This is a genomic window from Chelatococcus asaccharovorans, from assembly GCF_003201475.1.
Classification (GTDB): Bacteria; Pseudomonadota; Alphaproteobacteria; order Rhizobiales; family Beijerinckiaceae; genus Chelatococcus; species Chelatococcus asaccharovorans.
The window spans coordinates 45,561-63,401 of the sequence record NZ_QJJK01000008.1; the positions used below are offsets into that span (position 1 = coordinate 45,561).

Sequence of the window (17,841 nt, forward strand, 5' to 3'; positions counted from 1 at the left end):
GGCTGACGACTTCCCTTATCTGACACACACAAGTGCCGGTTAGATTAGAGTTTTCAGCCCGCGCTGCCAACTCCTGCCATTCAATCAGGCAGCGCTTGCCGCCGGGCGCCTGGGATCATAATTAAGAAATGGTCGGGTCATCCTCAAAGAATCTGTGGATGATTGCACCGAACAAGCTGGGACATGCCAAAATCCGACGCGGTGAACGAAGCCTGATGGTTTTGCTGATCATCTGCGGAACATTTGGCGCATGTCCATTCGTTTATGTGGAATATGCAGTCCCGGTGGACACAGGAACTCAAGTCGAGCATCCAGCCAGGGGATGCCAAGGAGCCCACGATGTCTTTTTCCCTTCCAGACCTGCCTTACGCTTATGATGCGCTCCAGCCTTACATGTCGAAGGAAACCCTTGAGTATCACCACGACAAGCACCACAAGGCCTATGTCGATAACGGCAACAACCTCCTGAAGGGCAGCGAATTCGAGGGAAAATCCCTCGAAGAGATCGTCAAAGGCTCGTACGGCAAGAATGCCGGCCTCTTCAACAACGCCGGCCAGCACTACAACCACTTGCATTTCTGGAAGTGGATGAAGCCGAATGGCGGCGGCAAGCTTCCCGGCGAGCTTGAAAAGAAGCTTGTGGAAGACTTGGGCTCCGTCGAGAAGGCGAAGGACGATTTCATCCAGGGCGGCGTCACCCAGTTCGGTTCCGGCTGGTCGTGGCTTGCCGTGAAAGACGGCAAGATCGTCGTCATGAAGACGCCGAACGGCGAGAGCCCGCTCGTTCACGGCGCCACCCCGATCCTCGGCGTGGATGTATGGGAACACTCCTACTACATCGACTACCGCAACCGCCGCCCCGATTACCTCAAGGCTTTCGTCGAAAACCTGGTCAATTGGGAATATGTGGCCGAGCTTTACGCCGCCGCCCGCTGATCCGCGTGGCATATCGAAGAGTGGGGCCCTCGCGGCCCCATTTTCGTTTGCAGAGCCTCCGCGGTCGCCGTTCCAACGCGCGGGAGGCAGGCTCCGTCGTCAGCGGGGGGCTGTCAGACTTGCGGGCCTTCAGACCTGCCACGCGCCCGCAAGCACGCCTTGCCGCTTGAGCGTGGCCCCGGGCATCAAGACGAGCCCGGCCGATCGGCAAATCTCGGCGAATCGTGCAGATTGCAGGAAGGCGAGTTCCAGCGGCCTGCTGTCGACCACGGGGTCGAGGGCGGCTAATTCCGCATCGATCTCGCCGGGATGGCACATCACGAGATGGCGCGGCCCGGGCGCGACGAGGAAGGCGGCAAATTCAGTGCCGAAATCTCCTGTGGATCGAAAGGCGCTGACGCCGGCAAAGCCCTGATTGGTCGCGAATCCCCCGGCCGTCGCGGCTTCGCGCCAGCCCCGTGCCAGCATGGCGATGACGAGCGCCTTCACGATCGGCCCACGACGCGCGAGAATCGCCGCCATGTGATCGGCGGGGTCACGCAGCCACAGGCGACCGGCCAGTCCCCGGCTGCCGAGGCAGGCGAGCAAGGGTCCGCGCACGCCGGGCAGCACGTGCACATGCTGATGGCCGTCGACATAGTCCGGTTCGCGCCCGAAGACCTGCGCGAACAGGTCAAGCTGCGCCGTGATCTCCGCCGCGATCTCGTGCCCGAGGACTGCCTCGCCCAGGCGCCCGCTCAGGCTCGCGAGGGCCAGACGGCCGAATTTGGGCAGCCGGCCGTCAGCCGCCAACCGCGGCATGGCCGTCGCCGGCCGCCCGAGGGTGAGGTTGAGATGCAGGCCGATGGCGAGCTCGGCCTCATGCTCACGCAAGGCGGGCGCGAGCTCGCGCCAGTGCGGCATCGTCGTCATGACGCTGGTCGCCGACAAGCGCCCCTGGCCGGCGAGGCTCAGGATGGCCCGGCTCACCCCCTTGGTCATCGCAAAATCGTCGGCGCACAGGGCAAAAGCCTGGCGCGCATCGGCGCGCGGTGGTGGCCATCTCTCACCAAAGGCGTCTACGCGCACGCGTCGTTCTCCCGTTGGGCCCTGGTTCGGACCGCATGTGCCATCGCCGCGCAGCGTACCCCGCTTATCGCGATCTCACTTGAAGTCCCGATGCAAAGGTTGTCTTGATGGCGGCCCAATTCAGCGCTTGCCTCATGCAGCTCGGGTCATGGATAGGCGGTCAAGGGATAGGCAGATTGCATGGAACTATCGGTCATCGTGCCAGTCTACAATGAGGCCGACAACATCGCACCTCTTCTCGGCCGCCTCATCCCCGTGCTCGAAGGTCTCGGACTGCCGGCGTCGCGCACCTCAGGCCACGCCAGTTGGGAAATCATCTTCGTCAATGACGGCAGTCGCGACGCGACCCTCGCCCGCATCCAGGAGGCTCACCAAAAAGAGCCACGCGTCGGCGTCATCGCCTTCAGCCGCAATTTCGGCAAGGAGGTCGCCATCGCCGCCGGCCTCGACTACGCGCGGGGCCGCGGCGTCGTCATCATGGACGCCGATCTCCAGCATCCGCCTGAAACGATTGCCGAATTCGTCGCCAAATGGCGCGAGGGCTTCGTCATGGTCTATGCCCAGCGGACGGACCGCGTGAATGAAACGGCGATCAAGCGCGGCTTTGCGCGGCTGTTCTACCGCCTGTTCCGCGCCTTCGGCGAGATGCCGCTGCCGGAGGGTGCCGGCGACTTCCGCCTCATCGATCGCCGTGGGGTGGATGCCCTGCGGGCGATGGGCGAGCGGGCGCGCTTCTCCAAGGGGCTCTATGCCTGGGTCGGCTTTTCCTCGGTCGGCGTGCCCTTTGTGGTTGCGGATCGCGCCCATGGCGTCACGAAATGGAGTTTCCGCAAACTCTTCCGGTTCGCCTTCGACGGCATCACCTCCTTCTCGACGATCCCGCTGAAGATCTGGACCTATGCGGGGCTTGCCATTTCGCTCGCCTCGATCGCGACGGCCCTCTACTTCCTCATCCGCACCATGCTGCTCGGCTCCGACCTGCCCGGTTATCCCTCGCTGATCGTGTCGGTGATGTTCTTCTCCGGCATCCAGCTCATGTCGCTCGGCATGATCGGGGAATATGTCGGGCGCATCTTCGCGGAGGTGAAACGCCGTCCCCTCTATATCGTCGCTGAAAGCCTCGTCCCCGCAGGAGGGACGGAAGGGGCTGAAGCCGCCCCATCGGCAGGCTCGTCGACCGCCTCGGCCGGCGCGCCCGCGACACGCTGATGCTCAAGAAACTCCTGTCCGTCAGCGGCTTCACGCTCCTTTCGCGTATCACCGGGCTGATCCGTGATCTCATGGCGGCCGCCATCATGGGCGCCGGCATGCTGGCCGATGCCTTCTTCGTCGCGCTCCGCCTGCCCAACCATTTCCGCGCCATTTTCGGCGAGGGCGCCTTCAACCAGGCCTTCATCCCGTCGATCTCGCGCCTGCGCGAGGCCAGCGGCGCCGAGGCCGCCCAGCATTTCGCAAGCAGCGTCTGGACCCTGATGATCCTCGTCCAGCTGCCGCTCATGATCATCGCCCTCGTCGGCATGCCCTGGCTGGTCTCGCTGCTCGCGCCGGGCTTTGCGGACGAGCCGGAGAAATATGCGCTCGCCATCACGCTGACGCGCATCACCTTCCCCTATCTCTTCTTCATCACGCTGGTGACGCTGGTCAGCGGCATCCTCAATTCCGTCGACCGCTTCGCCGCCGCCGCCGCCTCCCCCATTCTGCTCAATGTTGCCATGGTGGTGGCGCTGGCCTTCGCCGCGTTCTTCCCGACAGCCGGCCATGCCGCGGCCTGGGGGGTCTCCGTCGCGGGGCTGCTGCAGCTCCTCATGGTCCTGGGCGATGCCCGCATCGCCGGCGTCGTGCCGAGGCTGGTGCGGCCGCGGCTTGACGAGGACATGAAGGTCTTCCTGAAGGCGCTCCTGCCGGCCGTGATCGGCTCGGCCGGCATCCAGATCGCCGTTTTCGCCGACACCATCATTGCCTCTCAGCTGCCGACGGGCGCGGTTGCCTCCATCTATTATGCCGACCGGCTCTACCAGCTGCCTGTCGGCGTCATCGCCATCGCCGCCGGCACGGTACTCCTGCCGGAAATGAGCCGGCGGCTGTCGGTGAACGACAGCGAGAGCGCCCATCGCGCGCAGAATCGCGCCTTCATTTTCTCGCTCGCCCTGTCGGCGCCGTGTCTCGTCGCCTTCTTCCTCCTGCCGACCACGATCATGTCGGCGGTGTTCGGGCGTGGCGCCTTCACGGCGGCCGATGCGCAGGCGGCCGGCGCCGTCTTGTCGGCCTATGCCATCGGCCTGCCGGCCATCGTGCTGATCTCGAGCGTGGTGGCGAGCTTCCGCTCGCGGCTCGACACCGCGACGCCGGCGATCGTCTCGCTCTCCGTCATCGCGGTCAATGTCACGCTCAAGATCATCTTCGCGCAGCGCCTCGGCGCGGCGGGTCTGGCGCTGGCGACAGCCATCGCGGCCTGGGCGAATGTGCTCATCCTCTACGGCATCGCGCTCCGGCGCGGCTGGACCGCGCCGAACAAGGAGCTGATTCGCGCCGTCATCGCGACCGCGCTCGCCTGTTTCGCGCTGGCGGCAGCGACGCTCGCCACCCATCACGTGGCGAGCCCCTGGAGCGCGGGACTGCCGCGCTTCAACGACGAGGTACTGCTTGCCATCGATGCGGTGATCGGCGGTATCGTCTATGCGGCGGCGATTTTCCTGGCCTTCAAGGGCCTCCGGCTATCGTTGCGCCGCATCTGATTGCGCGTGACGTGTCTCGCGTGGGCGTCCGGCGATTTCCTGCACGAGCTTGCGCTTGGCCGCCAGTGCAAAGGGGCTCTGGCTGTCGGCGATCTCGACGAAGGCGCCCGGCCCGCCGATCAGGGCCTCTGCATAATAGGTCTCCAGCGCCATGCCGCCGGGTCCTCCGGGACGCCCGCCCGGGCGGCGGATCGCCAGCGCGTTGATGGTGAAGCCTTTGGCCAGCGCATCGCCACGGGCCGCTGCCAGCGGCCGGCCGCCGATATTAGGGCCGTCGCCCGACACATCGATGATCTTGCGGATGCCTTGATAGGCATTGGTCTCGACCCTGTTCACCGCATAGTCGATCGCATTCGAGATGGAGTTGTAGCCATAGGCGCCGCGCGGGCGGGTCCTGAGCTTCTCGGCGAAATCCGCGGCGCTGATCGCATCCTTGATGACCTGCCAGTCCACGACGGTCACCTGCGAGTCCGGACCGCCCCATTCGACATAGGCGACGACGATCCGGCCGGTGAGGCCGTCGCGGATACCGTTGAGCACCTCGGCGCTGGTCAAGGCGGACGCCCAACCCTCCCGCTGCAGACGCAACTCGTCATTGTCGATCGATCCGGAACCATCCGCCGCCAGCACCAGCTCGAGATCGACCTCCTCGGCCGCCAGTGCACGCATGGGCAGGGCGCCCAGGGACAGGGCAACGGATGCGGCTACGGAGACACCGGCAAGAACGGCAGTGGCTCTCGACATGACTTCACCCCGGATCGCTGCAATGCAAAGGAGGTTAAGTCAGCCTGTTGGCGCGGTCGCCTCACGTCCGCGTTATGACGAAGGAGCGGCGGGCGGCCGCAGCCGGTGCGCCCAACCCTCCAAGCCGCCTGGCGCCTGCCGCCTACCGCCTCAGGATGCCACCGAGCATCCCGCGCACGATGGCGCGGCCAACGGAACTACCGGTCGAGCCGCCGACGGATTTGCCGATCTGCGCCGCGACGTTGCCCGCGACATTGTTGATGACCGTCCGGGTGACGCTGCGCGCCACCGTCTGCGTGGTCGTCAGACGGGTTCCGCGCTTCACATTGGTGCCGAACAGCGACCCCAGCACGCCGGAGATCGTGCCGAGCACGCCCCCCTCGGCCTCCCCTCCGCCAGGCGCGGCGGACGCGGCGGTCCGCTTCGTCAGGACCTCATAGGCCGACTCGCGGTCGATCTCCTCGTCGTATTTGCCGCGCATGGGACTGGCCGCGATGATCGCCCGCCGCTCTTCCGGCGTGCACGGCCCGACCCGCCCCGACGGCGGCGCGATAAGGGTCCGTTCAACCACGGAGGGGGCGCCCTTGGCATCCAGCGTCGAAACGAGCGCCTCTCCGACCGAGAGTTCGAGGATGGCTTTGGCCGTATCGAACTTCGGGTTCTGCCGGAAGGTATCGGCGGCCGCCTTGACGGCCTTCTGGTCCCGCGGCGTGAAGGCCCGCAGCGCATGCTGGACGCGGTTCGAGAGCTGGGCCAGCACCGCATCCGGTACGTCGAGCGGATTCTGCGTCACGAAATAGACGCCGACCCCCTTCGAGCGGATGAGCCTGACGACGCGCTCGACCGCGTCGACCAGCGCCTTGGGCGCGTTGTCGAACAGGAGATGCGCCTCGTCGAAAAAGAAGACGAGCTTGGGCTTGTCGAGGTCGCCGACCTCGGGCAACTGCTCGAACAGCTCGGACAGGAGCCAGAGCAGGAAGGTCGCATAGACCCGCGGATTGGCCATCAGCTTATCCGCCGCGAGGATATTGACCATGCCACGGCCATCACGGTCGGTCTTCAAGAGGTCGTTGATATCGAGCGTCGGCTCGCCGAAGAACTTCTCGCCCTTCTGGTTCTCCAGAACCAGAAGCTGCCGCTGGATGGCGCCGACCGACTGGAGGGACACGTTGCCGTAGGTCGCGGTCAGGTCCTTCGCCTGTTCCGAGACGAAAGTCAGCAGCGCACGCAGGTCTTTCAGGTCGAGCAACAGGAGGCCCTGCTCGTCGGCGACGCGGAAGGCGATGTTGAGGACGCCCTCCTGGGTGTCGTTGAGATCGAGAAGGCGCGAGAGCAGCAGCGGGCCCATCTCCGAGATCGTTGCCCGAATCGGATGTCCCTCATCGCCGAACACGTCCCAGAACGTCACCGGGAAGCGGTCCGGCACGTATTCGACACCGATGTCCGCTGCGCGCTTCACGAAGGGAGGCTTGCCGTCGCCGGGCTGCGAGATGCCGGAGAGGTCGCCCTTCACATCAGCCGCGAAGACCGGCACGCCGGCATTCGAAAAGCCCTCCGCCAGCACCTGCAGCGTCACCGTCTTGCCGGTGCCGGTGGCGCCCGTCACCAGCCCGTGGCGGTTTGCCAGACGCAGCAGAAGCTCCTCCGGCTTCGAGCTCTTTCCGATGAAGATGGTGCCGCTATCGGTCATGCGCTTGATCCGGGGAAGGCCAAAATCTGCATTCGAATCTATAAGTGATCGGCCGTTCCCTTTCCATAGCGCAGCGTGCGGGAGCTTGCGCGCCGAAGGCTCGCCCCGGGCGTTCGGACGATGCGACGAAGCGCCCTGCCCCGCTCGCGCCATGCGAATCCGCGCCATGCGAATCATTGATCTTAAACATAGGCGTGAGACAATGGCCGCGCATGGAGAACAAGCATGGATGAACTCGTCACCCTCATCGGCGAAAAGGTCGGCATCGACACGGCCCTGGCACGTCGTGCCGTCGGGATCGTCCTGGCCTTTCTCCAGCGCGAGGGACCGGAGACTGAGGTAAACGCCCTCGTCGCGGCGCTGCCCGGCGCGGATCAGGCCATTGCCGAGGCCGGTACCCCATCACAGGGCGGCGGCCTCATGGGTGCGCTGGGAAGCCTGATGGGTGGCTCCGGCGGCATCATGGCGCTCGGGAGCGAATTGACCGCGGCCGGATTGTCGATGGGCCAGATGCAGACGCTCGGTCAGGAACTTTTCGCTTATGGGCGGGAAAAGGCCGGAGAGGACGTGATGGGCGCCATCATCGGCGAGATCCCCGGGCTGTCACAGTTCGTGTAATCGCCACATCACCGGCCGGCCGGGCCACGCACCGGCCGCGCAGTCTCGGTAACCTGTTCCGGGTTCCCACCTGGAACATCAAGTCAGCGTTTTGGGAGGATTGGGCAATTCGGTATCCGCTGGCATCCCGCCGGCGCCGAACAAGGGAGATTGACGATGGCGTCTTATTCCATTTTGGCGATTGAAGGTGTCGGCACGGTCCTCGCCGAGAAGCTCAAGGCAGCCGGCGTGACGACCACCGAGAAGCTTCTCGAGCGTGGCAAGGATCCGAAGGGTCGCAAGGAGCTCGCCTCGGCAACCGGGATCGACGAGAGCCGTATCCTCAAATGGACCAATATGGCTGATCTGATGCGGATCAAAGGCGTCGCCGAGGAATATTCCGAACTGCTCGAAGCCGCCGGCGTCGATACGGTCAAGGAACTCCGGCATCGCAACGCGGCCCATCTGACGAAGGCCCTCGCCGACGCCAATGAAAAGCGCAAACTGGTGCGTGCCCTCCCGCCGGAGAGCGTCGTCGCCGGCTGGATCGAGCAGGCCAAGAGCCTGCCGCCGGTGATGACCTACTGAGCCGCAAGCCGGCCATCGTCAGCGCGATGCGACCGCGCCTTGCCGCTCGATCGCACGGGTGATGACCTGGCGCACGTCGGTATTGGTCAGGAAGACGTCGTGGCCGATGACGCCCCAGCCGTAGTCCGATGCGTCGACCACCTTGACGCCGAGCGGTTCCAGGACCGATCGGTCGGCGCCACCGACACGGGCGACACCGCCGGCGATGCGTCGGGACACACCGAGCGCGCGGTCGCTGGACGAGGTGATAACCGTGATGTGCTGTGCCAGCGGCCCGATGCGTTTCAGGGTCGCGGCGAACTGGTCGATGTCCACATCCGGGGCCGCAAGGACGATCGCGCCGAAGCGGGATGGAATGTCAGCGCTCGCGCTTGACGCCCAGAGCTGGCGCAAGGTCTCCAGCAGCAGCAGTGAGCCCATGCTGTGCGCCACGATATGCACGCGTCCGACGGCGCCGTTGCGCACCAGCGCTTCCAGGAGGTCCTGCAGGGCATCGCGCGACCACAAGGCGCTCTCACGGTCGTAGACATAGTCGAGCAGCCCGCTCTTCGAGGGCCAGCAGAACGCGGCCGTCATGCCCTTGAAGCGGATGCCGGTGGAGAGCTCGGCGGCGCTGATGACAGCCGATTCGAATGATTCGTTGTAGCCGTGGATGTAGAGGAGAACCTCGCGGCCAACCGCCCGTTGCGCCACACCGGCGATCGGATCGGAGGAACCATTGGGCTCCACGCTGGTAATCTGCCAGCGCCCGGTGATGGAAGCCGACGCGCGTCCGAACAGCCCTGACGGCGGCGGCGCGAACTTGACTTCAACGGCGCGCACGGCGCCGCTCCGGTCGCTGCCGAACCAGGGCGCGGCACTCGCCCCGTCCACGGGCTTGCGGTTGGTGATCGCATCGACCTCGAAACGCGCGGCACTGCCGCCACCGGCAGCGCTGGCACCCACGGCCAAATCGGCGGTCGCCCCACCACAGGCGGCGAGAGCTGAGGTCGCGCCCTGCACGGCGGCGAGGCGCAGCAACAAACGACGGGAAATCACGGGACGAAGCGGCATGGTGAGCGGAGGGCTGTTCATTCGGGGCGCCATAGAGCGCGGCGATTGCGGCAATCGCGCGGCGACGGTGCAGCCGTCAATAGGCATCATGCGGAGACTTTTGTTTGTCCTTTACAAGTCGAATGGCAGTCTCGTGCGATAGGCTGCAATCTTAACCGGGAGCATGACCGAAGCCCGATCATTTTCGGCCACCCCGTCCATGCACGTGAAAGGACATTCGGACATGGTGACCAGCCGACGCACTCTCCTGGCCGGCGCCGCTGCGTTCGGCCTGACGGCGACCGGAACCGCCATTCTGTCGCCTTCCCACAGCTTGGCCCAGACCCGGGACAGGGGCCGCCCGCCGGTCCCGGCGGGCGATCTCGGCCTCGATGCAGCAAACCTCGGCCTCAACGCCAACAGCCCGGACGATCAGAGCAAGGCGCTGACCAGCGCCATCCGGGAAGCGGCGCAGCGCCAGGTGCCCCTGGTTCTACAACCCGGCCGCTATCGCGTTTCCGCCGTGCCGCTCGTGGAGGGCAGTATCATCATCGGCGTGAGCGACCAGGCGCGCCTCGTGCAGGCGGCTGATAGCCCGATCTTTCTTGCCGACGGCATCCGGCGGGTCGGCCTCATCAATCTCACGTTCGACGGCATGGCCCAGCCCCTGCCCCAAAGCCGTGGCCTCGTCGAGATCGGCGGTACGCAGCAGGTCACCATCGAGGCCTGCAGCTTCGCCAACTCAAGCCGGATCGGCCTCGTCCTGCGCGGCACGGGCGGGCGGGTCACGGCCACACGCTTCACCGGCATGGGCTCATCCGCCCTCTTCAGTCTCGATGCGACCGGCCTTGCGGTCATCGACAACACGGTCCGCACCTGCAGCAACAACGGCCTTCAGATCTGGCGCTCGCAAGCGGGCGAGGATGGCACCGTGGTGCGCGGCAACCGCATCTCCGACATTCATTTCGACGCGGGCGGAACCGGCGAGAACGGCAACGGTATCAGCCTATTCCGCGCCGGCGGCGTCATGGTGGCGAATAATGTCGTCCGCGACTGTGCGCTTACCGCTATCCGCAACAATTCGGGCGCGAACTGCCAGATCCTGGGCAACACCTGCGCGCATTTCGGCGAGACGGCGATCTTTTCGGAATTCGCCTTTCAGGGGGCGGTCATCGCCAACAACATCGTCGACGATGCGGCAACCGGCATCTCCATCACCAATCTCGACCAGGGCGGGCGCCTCGCGGTCTGTTCCGGCAACCTCATCCGCAATGTCACGCGGCGAAAATCCCCTTACGCCGCGGATATCGTCGGCGGCTACGGGATCCACGCCGAGGCAGAGACCACCGTCATCGGCAATGCCATCGACGGCGCCGATTTCGTCGGAATCAGCGCCGGCTGGTCCTATGCCATGCGCAACCTGGTCGTCACCGGCAACATGGTGCGCGGCGCGCCGGTCGGCATCGGCGTGAGCCTCGTCCCGGACGTGCGCAACGCCGTCATCGCCAACAATGTGATTGCCGGTGCCGCGAAGGGCGCCATTGTCGGCTACCGCTATGCGGACGCGGTGACGGGCGACCTCACCCGCGGGCCGGACGAGCGCGCGAAGGGTATCCGCATCGAGGGGAACGCCGTCACCTCATGAGGCAAGGGCGGCCGCAGGCGCGAGCGCACCGACGGCGATGCCGTTCCAGTTGGTCAGCAGCGGGGTGACGAAGGGCTTGAGGGCCGCCGTGTCAGGTTCGGTGAGGGGCAGAAAACGCGCGATCAGGGCGGCCGACACCACCTCCGCGGCACGGGTGGCGCCGTCATCGCATTTGACCGCGAAGCCGAGGCCCAGCTCGGGCAGGCTGCCGCAGTAGACCCCTTCAGCGCCGGTCTTCAGGAAGACCCGCTCGCGAAAAATCTCGGTGATGCGCGTATCGAACCGTCCGGTCCCCGCCAGCATGAAGGGATGTCCGGCGACGGCCTTGCGCAGCCTGGCCAAGGCCGCAGCGCGCAGCGGCGGCAGACCGACGCCTGTGCCGAGACGGGCAAAGGCGAGCGCGAGCGACTTCAGCGGCACAGCATAGGTCGGGATCGAGCAGCCATCCGTCCCGCGCAACGCATCGCCATGCGGTGCGCCCGTCATCGCCTCCAGCGCGGCCCGCACCTCGCGCTGCACGGGATGGTCCACGGTTACGTAGCCTGCAACGTCGACGTCCATCGCGGTCGCCGCGCAGATGAAACCCGCATGTTTGCCCGAGCAGTTGTTGTGGAGGGCGGACGGCGTCTGGTGGTGCCAGGCGAGCGCGCGCGCAGCCGCCGCGCCCATCGGATGCTGGATGCCGCATTCGAGGCAGACCGGCTCGCGGCCGGCTTTCGCCAGCATGGCCGCGGCTGTCGCGGCGTGCAGGTCCTCACCGGAATGGGACGAGCAGGCCAGCGCGAGTTCCGCCTCGGACAAGCCGAAACGATCGGCCGCGCCGCTCTCCAGCAAGGGCAGCGCCTGCAAAGCCTTCACGGCAGAGCGGGGAAACACCGGCCGTTCCACATCACCGAGGGCGAAAACGAGCGCAGCGCCCGCGTCCGCGACCACAACGGCCCCGCGATGGCGTGATTCCACCACCGCACCCCGCAACACGTCAACGAGAACAGGATTGTCCATCCGGCAACCTCCTGGCGGCTTCGTGCAGCGTAACACAAGCCTTGTCAAAGCGTTCCGTGCCGGCTTTGCAGCAATGGCGGCGACAGGGCGCAGGCGCATCCCGCGCGCCGTCCTTGCGGCACGGCCCCGCGAGCGTTAAATCCCCTGCGAGGCTCGCGAGGAAGACGACTGATGCGTATTGCGATGATCGGGACGGGCTATGTCGGCCTCGTATCCGGGACGTGCTTTGCCGATTTCGGCCATGCGGTCACCTGCGTCGACAACGATCCCGCCAAGATTGCCAAGCTGCAGCACGGCGACATCCCGATCTTCGAGCCGGGCCTCGGCGAACTGGTGGACAACAACCGCAGAGCGGGACGCTTGTCCTTCACCACCGATCTCACGGACGCAGTGCGCGAGGCCGACGCGGTCTTCATCGCCGTCGGCACCCCGTCGCGCCGCGGCGACGGCCACGCCGACCTGACCTTCGTGCACCAGGCCGCACGCGAGATCGCGGCGGCGATCGATGGCTATACGGTCGTCGTGACCAAATCGACGGTGCCGGTCGGCACCGGTGATGAGGTCGAGCGCATCATGCGCGAGATCAGGCCCGACGCCGCTATTTCCGTTGTCTCCAACCCGGAATTCCTGCGCGAGGGGGCGGCGATCACCGATTTCAAGCGGCCCGACCGGATCGTCATCGGCACCGACGAACCGCGTGCGCAGGCGGTGATGGCGGAGATCTACCGGCCGCTCTATCTCAACCAGGCGCCGATCGTCTTCACCGGCCGCCGGACCGCCGAGCTCATCAAATACGCCGCCAACGCCTTCCTCGCCACCAAGATCACCTTCATCAACGAGATCGCCGATCTCTGCGAAAGCGTCGGCGCCAATGTCCAGGAGGTGGCCCGTGGCATCGGCCTCGATAACCGGATCGGCGGCAAGTTCCTGCATGCCGGCCCAGGCTATGGCGGCTCGTGCTTCCCCAAGGATACGCTGGCGCTCCTGCGCACCGCCGAGGAGAGCGACATCTCCCTGTCGATCATATCAGCCGTCGTGGAGGCCAACGAACGGCGCAAGCGGGCGATGGCCGACAAGGTCATCACCGCCTGCGGCGGCACTGTCGCGGGCAAGACGATCGCCCTGCTCGGTCTCACCTTCAAGCCGAACACGGACGACATGCGCGACGCGCCCTCCCTCACCATCGTGCCGGCTCTCCAGGAGGCGGGCGCCACGGTCAGGGCCTTCGATCCCACGCAGTCCCCGGACATCTTGCGACTGCTGCCGGGCGTGAAGCTCAGCGACGATCCCTACGACTGCATGAGCGGCGCCGATACGCTCGTGATCCTGACGGAGTGGGATGCCTTCCGGGCGCTCGATCTCGACCGCATCAAGACGGCTCTCGCCCGTCCCGTGGTGGTCGATCTGCGCAACATCTACCGGCCGCAGGAGATGCGCCAGCGGGGTTTCACCTATGTCAGCGTCGGCCGGCCGTGATGGCGGTCGGACATGACGGCGGTCGGACATGACGGGCGATCAGCCATGACGCAAGCGACCACCCCGCCCGTGGCGGCGCGAACCGTCTCTCTCGGTGGCCATCCGGTGACCATTGCCGATGACTATCCGACCTTCTGGGCACGCGTGGATGCGGGCAGCTGGGAGCCAGGCACGTTGCAGACGCAGGCCGGGCTCATCACCGCGGAGACGCTCTTCATCGACCTCGGCGCCTGGATCGGGCCGACGAGCCTGCATGCGGCCGCCTGCGGCGCGCGCGTCATCGCCGTCGAGGCTGATCCCGCTGCGGCCGCCGTCCTGCGAAACAATATCGCCGCCAATCCGCGGCTGGCGCCACGGATCAGCGTCATCGAACGGGCCGTGGCCGCGACCTCCGCACCGGTGACGTTCGGCGCCCGCAGAAAGCCCGGCGACTCGATGGCGAGCATGCTGCTCGCCGACACGGCGGCCGTCACCTGGACCAGTCAGGCCGTCACGCCGGCCGAGCTGGCGGGCCTCATCGCTCCCGGCGAGCGGCCTGTCATCAAGATCGATCTCGAAGGCGCGGAATATGGCGTCCTGCCCGCACTCGGGCCGCTGGTCGCGCATCCGCAGACGGCGGTGCTCGTGTCCTTCCACCCGGGGATTCTGGCCGAGGCGCGTCTCGGCGCGGACAGGCTTTCGCTGGAACGGGCGGCACTGGAGCCCTTTTCGGGCTGGCTTGCCCGATCGGTAGGCAACCACGGGCTCGGTCAGGCGATCGCGGTCGATGACCTCACGGCAGATCCCGAATGGGGACAACAGGACCAGTGGCTGCTGTCGCGCGGCAGCCCTTCACGCTGAAGAAGGCTCTCGAGCCGCAGGCATAAGTGCCCTGTTTCGTCCCCTGACGGGAGAAGGCCGCCCCGCTTCTCCCTCTCCCCGCCGGGGAGAGGTCGCGCCGTGGCGATCGTCTGGTGTCAACGGATAGCCGACCACCAATCAGGGGTCATTGCGCAGCAACACCTCAGCTTGAGCTTTCCGCAAGCCGCGCGTTGGTGCGCTCCAGGCGCTTGGCGAGTTCGCGCATGACGGCGATGGACATCTGCGGGAACTGGCCGAGAAGCTCGAGGAAGACCCGTTTGTCGATGCGCAGCGCCGTTACCTCACCCTCAGCGATCACGCTTGCCGAACGCGGTGTATCCGACAGGATGCCCATCTCGCCGACGATGTCGTTGGTGCCGAGTTCAGCGATCTTGAACGCGCCGGCCGGAAGGTCGAGGACAACCTGGGCCCGCCCCGCCAGGATGACATAGGCCGCGTCCGAGGCGTCACCCTGCCTGAAAAACAGCTGCCCTGGCGCAAAGCCGACGCGTTCGCTGGTAAAGGCGAGCAACTTGAGCCGTGCCGGGTCAATCTCCCGGAACATCGGAACCTGACGAAGGGATTGAACTTCGGATTCCAACGTCATGATCTGCCTTTCGCCAATATCGCCTCGACCTTGTCACGGCTTCCGCGTTCTCTGCCAACAGCCTCGGCCTCGTCAGTCGCGGCCTCCCCGTCATGCGTCCCGTTCTCCACCGCGGAGAGATCGGTGCCATGCACGATCCGTGCCCCGGCCCCGTCAAACTCGACGACGACGTCGAAATCCTCAGGACTGTGAAGCTGCCGCATGACAGCGACGATACACCGCTCGCGGTGAGTGTCGAGTAAACGTGCCAAAAGACGACGGGCCTGTGCGTCGCCATAAGCAGTCATCGCATTGTTCAGGATAAAATGATCGGGCCGCTTGACGATGCAACGCCCCAGCGCCACGCCTGCCCGCTGCTGCGGCGTGAGCAGGCGCCCCGCCGGACCGACCTGGTAGCCAAGCCCCACCACCTCGACGCTCTGCCTGAGGCCGAGTTCATCGACGACCTCGGAGATGAGGGTGGTGATCCGGCTCGGGGCATCGGCGATGTCGTGGGCGACCCGGCCGAACAACAGATTGTCCCGCAGCGGGGCAGCGCTGCACAGCTCGTCGGGATCATAAAGCACGAGGTCATTCTCGAAAAGGCTGCCCTTGAGACGATCCCGCAGCGCCCTCCGCGCCGCCACGATGCGATCGCGCAGCTTGTCGTTGAGGAAGCCGAGACGATGGCGCGGCTCGATATAGTCAAACGGGAGGGCAAGCAGGCGCGTCCGATCCTCACGCGACAAGGCACCCGTCCCGCGCATGGAGCGGCGACGCATGATGTCCTCGTAGTCCTGGAGGTCATCGGCCGCAATGAAGGAGAACTGATCGAAGAGCGGATGCCCCGGGGGCAAGTCCCGGAAGATCTCCGTCATCGTTTCGGCGATTCGCGCCCCGAGCTCAACCAACTCGTCCGTCAGTTCCTCACTGTCGAGCACCGCGCGCAGAAGCGGGTTGGATACCAGCCCCCGGCCGGAGAAGCTTGGCGCGGTCGATGCACCGAACAGAAGATTCTCGCCGATCGAGGCCTGCCGGTTGTAACGGTCAATGTCGAATGGCTCGACGAGGCGCTCCAGCCCCGCTTCCGCGAGCTTGGCACGCAAGAGATGCCGCGCCTCGACGACCTGCTCCTCGAGCTCCGGCTGACGGTCGAGGTCGACAAGCCCCGACAGCCCGAAACGATAGACGTCATCGGCAAGCTCGAGCTCCGTCAGGATCTCGATGAGCTGAACGTCGAGCTCCTCGTCCCCATCCACCCCGGCCGCCTGGTAATCGATCCAGTCGTCATTGAGCCTGTCGCTCGGATTGCCCGTGCGTTTGGCCTCGAGAATGCGCTGCATCTCCCCGTCGTCACCGTCCTCACCCTGGTGACGCGGGGCATAGCGCAGACCGTAAACGAGGTTGTCGCGCAAGGTGCCCGGGAAAAGAATGGGCTCGCTGCCCACATAGGCGACGCGGCGGCCGGCGATCGAATCCGGCATCTGCGACAGTTCGTTGCCGGCGATCGTCGCCGATCCGCCATAGTCAACGATGCGCCGGCCAAGCACGCGCGCCATCACGCCGGGACCGGGGCCCGTATCGCCGACGAGGGCGACGCGCGCCGGATAGGGCCAGGCGAGCGTCACCCCCTCCAACAGGGTCCCGCCATGGGCGTCCAGCACGTGCAGGTTCTTGAAGGCCACGGGCCCGTCCAGTGAAGGGATTTCGCCGGGCTCATCCATGGACTCGGGCGGCAGAAGCCTGTCGGGCAGGAACTGCTGGATGATCTGGTCGTATTTGATCTGCACGTCGAGCCGCTGCTGATCCCAGTCGATCAGTTCCTTGAGCGGCGGCGGGAGATCCCGATAGGCACCGATGACAGCAACGAGCTGGCCGATATCGAGATGCCCCTTGAGGGCGAGATAACCGCCCACGACGTAGAAAAAGAAGGGGGTGATCTGGGCCAGGAGGTTGTTGAGGAACTTGACCATGAATTTCCATTTGTAGATCCGGAAACGCAGGTCGAAGAGGTAGTAGAGGCGCTCGCCTATCTCAGCGCGCTCCCAGCGCGTGGCATTGTGCACATGGACCGCTTCCATGCCGTCGACGATCTCGCCGATGCGGCCGGCCAGCCGGCGCGAGGCGATCTGGCGCTTCTTGCCGAGACGCAGCTGGATCCGCCGCATGCGCGGGATCACCGTGAATTGCACCCCGACCACGGCGCCGGCCAAAAGCCCGAGCCACACGTTCTGCATCAGGATGAAGACCATGGCGGTCAGGGCCTGGGTGCCGAGAAGCAGGGGCTGGACGAAAGCATCGCCGATGAAGCCGCCGATCGGCTCCACCTCATCCTTGATGATCGTCGCGGTCTCGGATGCCTTGACCGTGCGCAGCGTGTTGGGCGTGAAGCGCAGCGTAACGGCGAACAGATCGAAGCGCAGGCGGCGCAGCATCCGCTCGCCGAGCGCCCCCTTGGCCACATTGATCCAGTATTTGAAGGCGCCGTTGATCAGCACGAGCACGAGGAACATGAGCGACAGGCCGAGCAGCAGCCCGAGCTGGTCCACCGTGATGCCAGGAAAGACGACGATGCGCCCCCAATTGCCCAGAAAGGCCGGCGGCGTGAAGGCGATCTCCAGAAAAATGGCGTCGGTCTTGCCATTCTTGAACGCGCCGGCCTGAATCACATCGTTGACGATGCTCTTCGGCAGGTCGAGCGACCAGAAGTAGAAGGGGAGCGATGCGAGGATGACCGCGAAAATGACAAGCTGCTCGCGGCTGGAGTATCTCCAGATATAGCGGAAGAGGCTTTTATCCACGCAGTTGATTCCGCATTGACACGCAAAAGCAACAAATAGGGCATCTCAATGCGAGCCGTACCTGATGCGTCCTCGTTAATAATAGGACTATATGAGCTCCT

Annotated in this window: 15 protein-coding genes; 8 read left to right on the forward strand and 7 right to left on the reverse strand. The window is 65.5% G+C overall.

Annotated elements, in window-relative coordinates:
- Window positions 1-339: 339 nt before the first annotated feature.
- The gene (locus tag C7450_RS19170; protein WP_110376350.1) at window positions 340-936 is read left to right on the forward strand and encodes a superoxide dismutase; all 597 of its coding nucleotides are present in this window, start codon (window positions 340-342) and stop codon (window positions 934-936) included.
- A 129-nt stretch (window positions 937-1,065) separates the two neighbouring features.
- Here C7450_RS19170 and C7450_RS19175 read toward each other — a convergent pair whose 3' ends face one another.
- Entirely contained in the window at window positions 1,066-2,004 is a 939-nt protein-coding gene (locus tag C7450_RS19175) for a ChbG/HpnK family deacetylase (RefSeq protein ID WP_245449940.1), read from the reverse strand.
- Window positions 2,005-2,184: 180 nt separating this feature from the next.
- On the opposite strand from C7450_RS19175, the gene C7450_RS19180 reads away from it, so the two are divergent.
- Both C7450_RS19180 and murJ read left to right on the forward strand, forming a co-directional pair.
- Entirely contained in the window at window positions 2,185-3,213 is a 1,029-nt protein-coding gene (locus C7450_RS19180; RefSeq protein ID WP_110376075.1) for a glycosyltransferase family 2 protein, read from the forward strand.
- Window positions 3,213-4,739 (forward strand): murein biosynthesis integral membrane protein MurJ, encoded by a 1,527-nt coding sequence (gene murJ, locus C7450_RS19185; protein ID WP_110376076.1) that lies wholly within the window; start codon window positions 3,213-3,215, stop codon window positions 4,737-4,739. The genes C7450_RS19180 and murJ overlap by 1 nt, the downstream gene beginning before the upstream one ends.
- On the opposite strand, the gene C7450_RS19190 is transcribed toward murJ, so the two are convergent.
- On the reverse strand, window positions 4,719-5,483 hold the full coding sequence (locus C7450_RS19190) for a DUF1194 domain-containing protein (protein WP_245449942.1): 765 nt from the start codon (window positions 5,481-5,483) through the stop codon (window positions 4,719-4,721). The genes murJ and C7450_RS19190 overlap by 21 nt on opposite strands.
- 142 nt (window positions 5,484-5,625) lie before the next feature.
- A complete protein-coding gene (locus C7450_RS19195; protein ID WP_110376077.1) occupies window positions 5,626-7,173 on the reverse strand; it encodes a helicase HerA-like domain-containing protein in 1,548 nt (515 codons plus the stop codon).
- A 225-nt stretch (window positions 7,174-7,398) separates the two neighbouring features.
- Between C7450_RS19195 and C7450_RS19200 the strand changes: the two genes are divergently transcribed.
- Together C7450_RS19200 and C7450_RS19205 are read left to right on the forward strand one after the other, a co-directional pair.
- On the forward strand, window positions 7,399-7,791 hold the full coding sequence (locus tag C7450_RS19200; RefSeq protein ID WP_110376078.1) for a DUF2267 domain-containing protein: 393 nt from the start codon (window positions 7,399-7,401) through the stop codon (window positions 7,789-7,791).
- A 156-nt stretch (window positions 7,792-7,947) separates the two neighbouring features.
- A complete protein-coding gene (locus tag C7450_RS19205) occupies window positions 7,948-8,358 on the forward strand; it encodes a DUF4332 domain-containing protein (RefSeq protein WP_110376079.1) in 411 nt (136 codons plus the stop codon).
- 18 nt (window positions 8,359-8,376) lie between these two features.
- Here C7450_RS19205 and C7450_RS19210 read toward each other — a convergent pair whose 3' ends face one another.
- Window positions 8,377-9,432, reverse strand: a complete 1,056-nt coding sequence (locus tag C7450_RS19210) for an alpha/beta hydrolase (protein ID WP_245449944.1) — start codon at window positions 9,430-9,432, stop codon at window positions 8,377-8,379.
- A 202-nt stretch (window positions 9,433-9,634) separates the two neighbouring features.
- Between C7450_RS19210 and C7450_RS19215 the strand changes: the two genes are divergently transcribed.
- Window positions 9,635-11,035 (forward strand): TIGR03808 family TAT-translocated repetitive protein, encoded by a 1,401-nt coding sequence (locus tag C7450_RS19215; RefSeq protein ID WP_170147325.1) that lies wholly within the window; start codon window positions 9,635-9,637, stop codon window positions 11,033-11,035.
- Here C7450_RS19215 and C7450_RS19220 read toward each other — a convergent pair.
- Window positions 11,030-12,037 (reverse strand): asparaginase, encoded by a 1,008-nt coding sequence (locus C7450_RS19220; RefSeq protein WP_110376082.1) that lies wholly within the window; start codon window positions 12,035-12,037, stop codon window positions 11,030-11,032. The genes C7450_RS19215 and C7450_RS19220 overlap by 6 nt on opposite strands.
- 171 nt (window positions 12,038-12,208) lie before the next feature.
- On the opposite strand from C7450_RS19220, the gene C7450_RS19225 reads away from it, so the two are divergent.
- Window positions 12,209-13,513 carry a UDP-glucose dehydrogenase family protein gene (locus C7450_RS19225; RefSeq protein WP_110376083.1) on the forward strand — a complete coding sequence of 435 codons (1,305 nt, stop codon included), beginning with the start codon at window positions 12,209-12,211 and terminating at the stop codon, window positions 13,511-13,513.
- A 45-nt stretch (window positions 13,514-13,558) separates the two neighbouring features.
- Entirely contained in the window at window positions 13,559-14,353 is a 795-nt protein-coding gene (locus tag C7450_RS19230; RefSeq protein WP_170147326.1) for an FkbM family methyltransferase, read from the forward strand.
- 163 nt (window positions 14,354-14,516) lie between these two features.
- Here the strand turns inward: C7450_RS19230 and C7450_RS19235 are convergent, their stop codons facing one another.
- Window positions 14,517-14,960, reverse strand: coding sequence for a Crp/Fnr family transcriptional regulator (locus C7450_RS19235; protein WP_110376085.1), 444 nt, complete (start codon window positions 14,958-14,960; stop codon window positions 14,517-14,519).
- Window positions 14,957-17,740, reverse strand: coding sequence for an ABC transporter ATP-binding protein/permease (locus tag C7450_RS19240; RefSeq protein ID WP_110376086.1), 2,784 nt, complete (start codon window positions 17,738-17,740; stop codon window positions 14,957-14,959). The genes C7450_RS19235 and C7450_RS19240 overlap by 4 nt, the downstream gene beginning before the upstream one ends.
- Window positions 17,741-17,841 lie beyond the last annotated feature (101 nt).

Bases quoted from the DNA above. Each gene is read 5' to 3' on its own strand.
- C7450_RS19220 (WP_110376082.1), bottom strand. From the start codon at position 12,037: ATGGACAATCCTGTTCTCGTTGACGTGTTGCGGGGTGCGGTGGTGGAA.
- C7450_RS19205 (WP_110376079.1), top strand. From the start codon at position 7,948: ATGGCGTCTTATTCCATTTTGGCGATTGAAGGTGTCGGCACGGTCCTC.
- C7450_RS19170 (WP_110376350.1), top strand. From the start codon at position 340: ATGTCTTTTTCCCTTCCAGACCTGCCTTACGCTTATGATGCGCTCCAG.
- C7450_RS19190 (WP_245449942.1), bottom strand. From the start codon at position 5,483: ATGTCGAGAGCCACTGCCGTTCTTGCCGGTGTCTCCGTAGCCGCATCC.
- murJ (WP_110376076.1), top strand. From the start codon at position 3,213: ATGCTCAAGAAACTCCTGTCCGTCAGCGGCTTCACGCTCCTTTCGCGT.
- C7450_RS19210 (WP_245449944.1), bottom strand. From the start codon at position 9,432: ATGAACAGCCCTCCGCTCACCATGCCGCTTCGTCCCGTGATTTCCCGT.
- C7450_RS19180 (WP_110376075.1), top strand. From the start codon at position 2,185: ATGGAACTATCGGTCATCGTGCCAGTCTACAATGAGGCCGACAACATC.
- C7450_RS19215 (WP_170147325.1), top strand. From the start codon at position 9,635: ATGGTGACCAGCCGACGCACTCTCCTGGCCGGCGCCGCTGCGTTCGGC.
- C7450_RS19195 (WP_110376077.1), bottom strand. From the start codon at position 7,173: ATGACCGATAGCGGCACCATCTTCATCGGAAAGAGCTCGAAGCCGGAG.
- C7450_RS19235 (WP_110376085.1), bottom strand. From the start codon at position 14,960: ATGACGTTGGAATCCGAAGTTCAATCCCTTCGTCAGGTTCCGATGTTC.
- C7450_RS19200 (WP_110376078.1), top strand. From the start codon at position 7,399: ATGGATGAACTCGTCACCCTCATCGGCGAAAAGGTCGGCATCGACACG.
- C7450_RS19230 (WP_170147326.1), top strand. From the start codon at position 13,559: ATGACGCAAGCGACCACCCCGCCCGTGGCGGCGCGAACCGTCTCTCTC.
- C7450_RS19225 (WP_110376083.1), top strand. From the start codon at position 12,209: ATGCGTATTGCGATGATCGGGACGGGCTATGTCGGCCTCGTATCCGGG.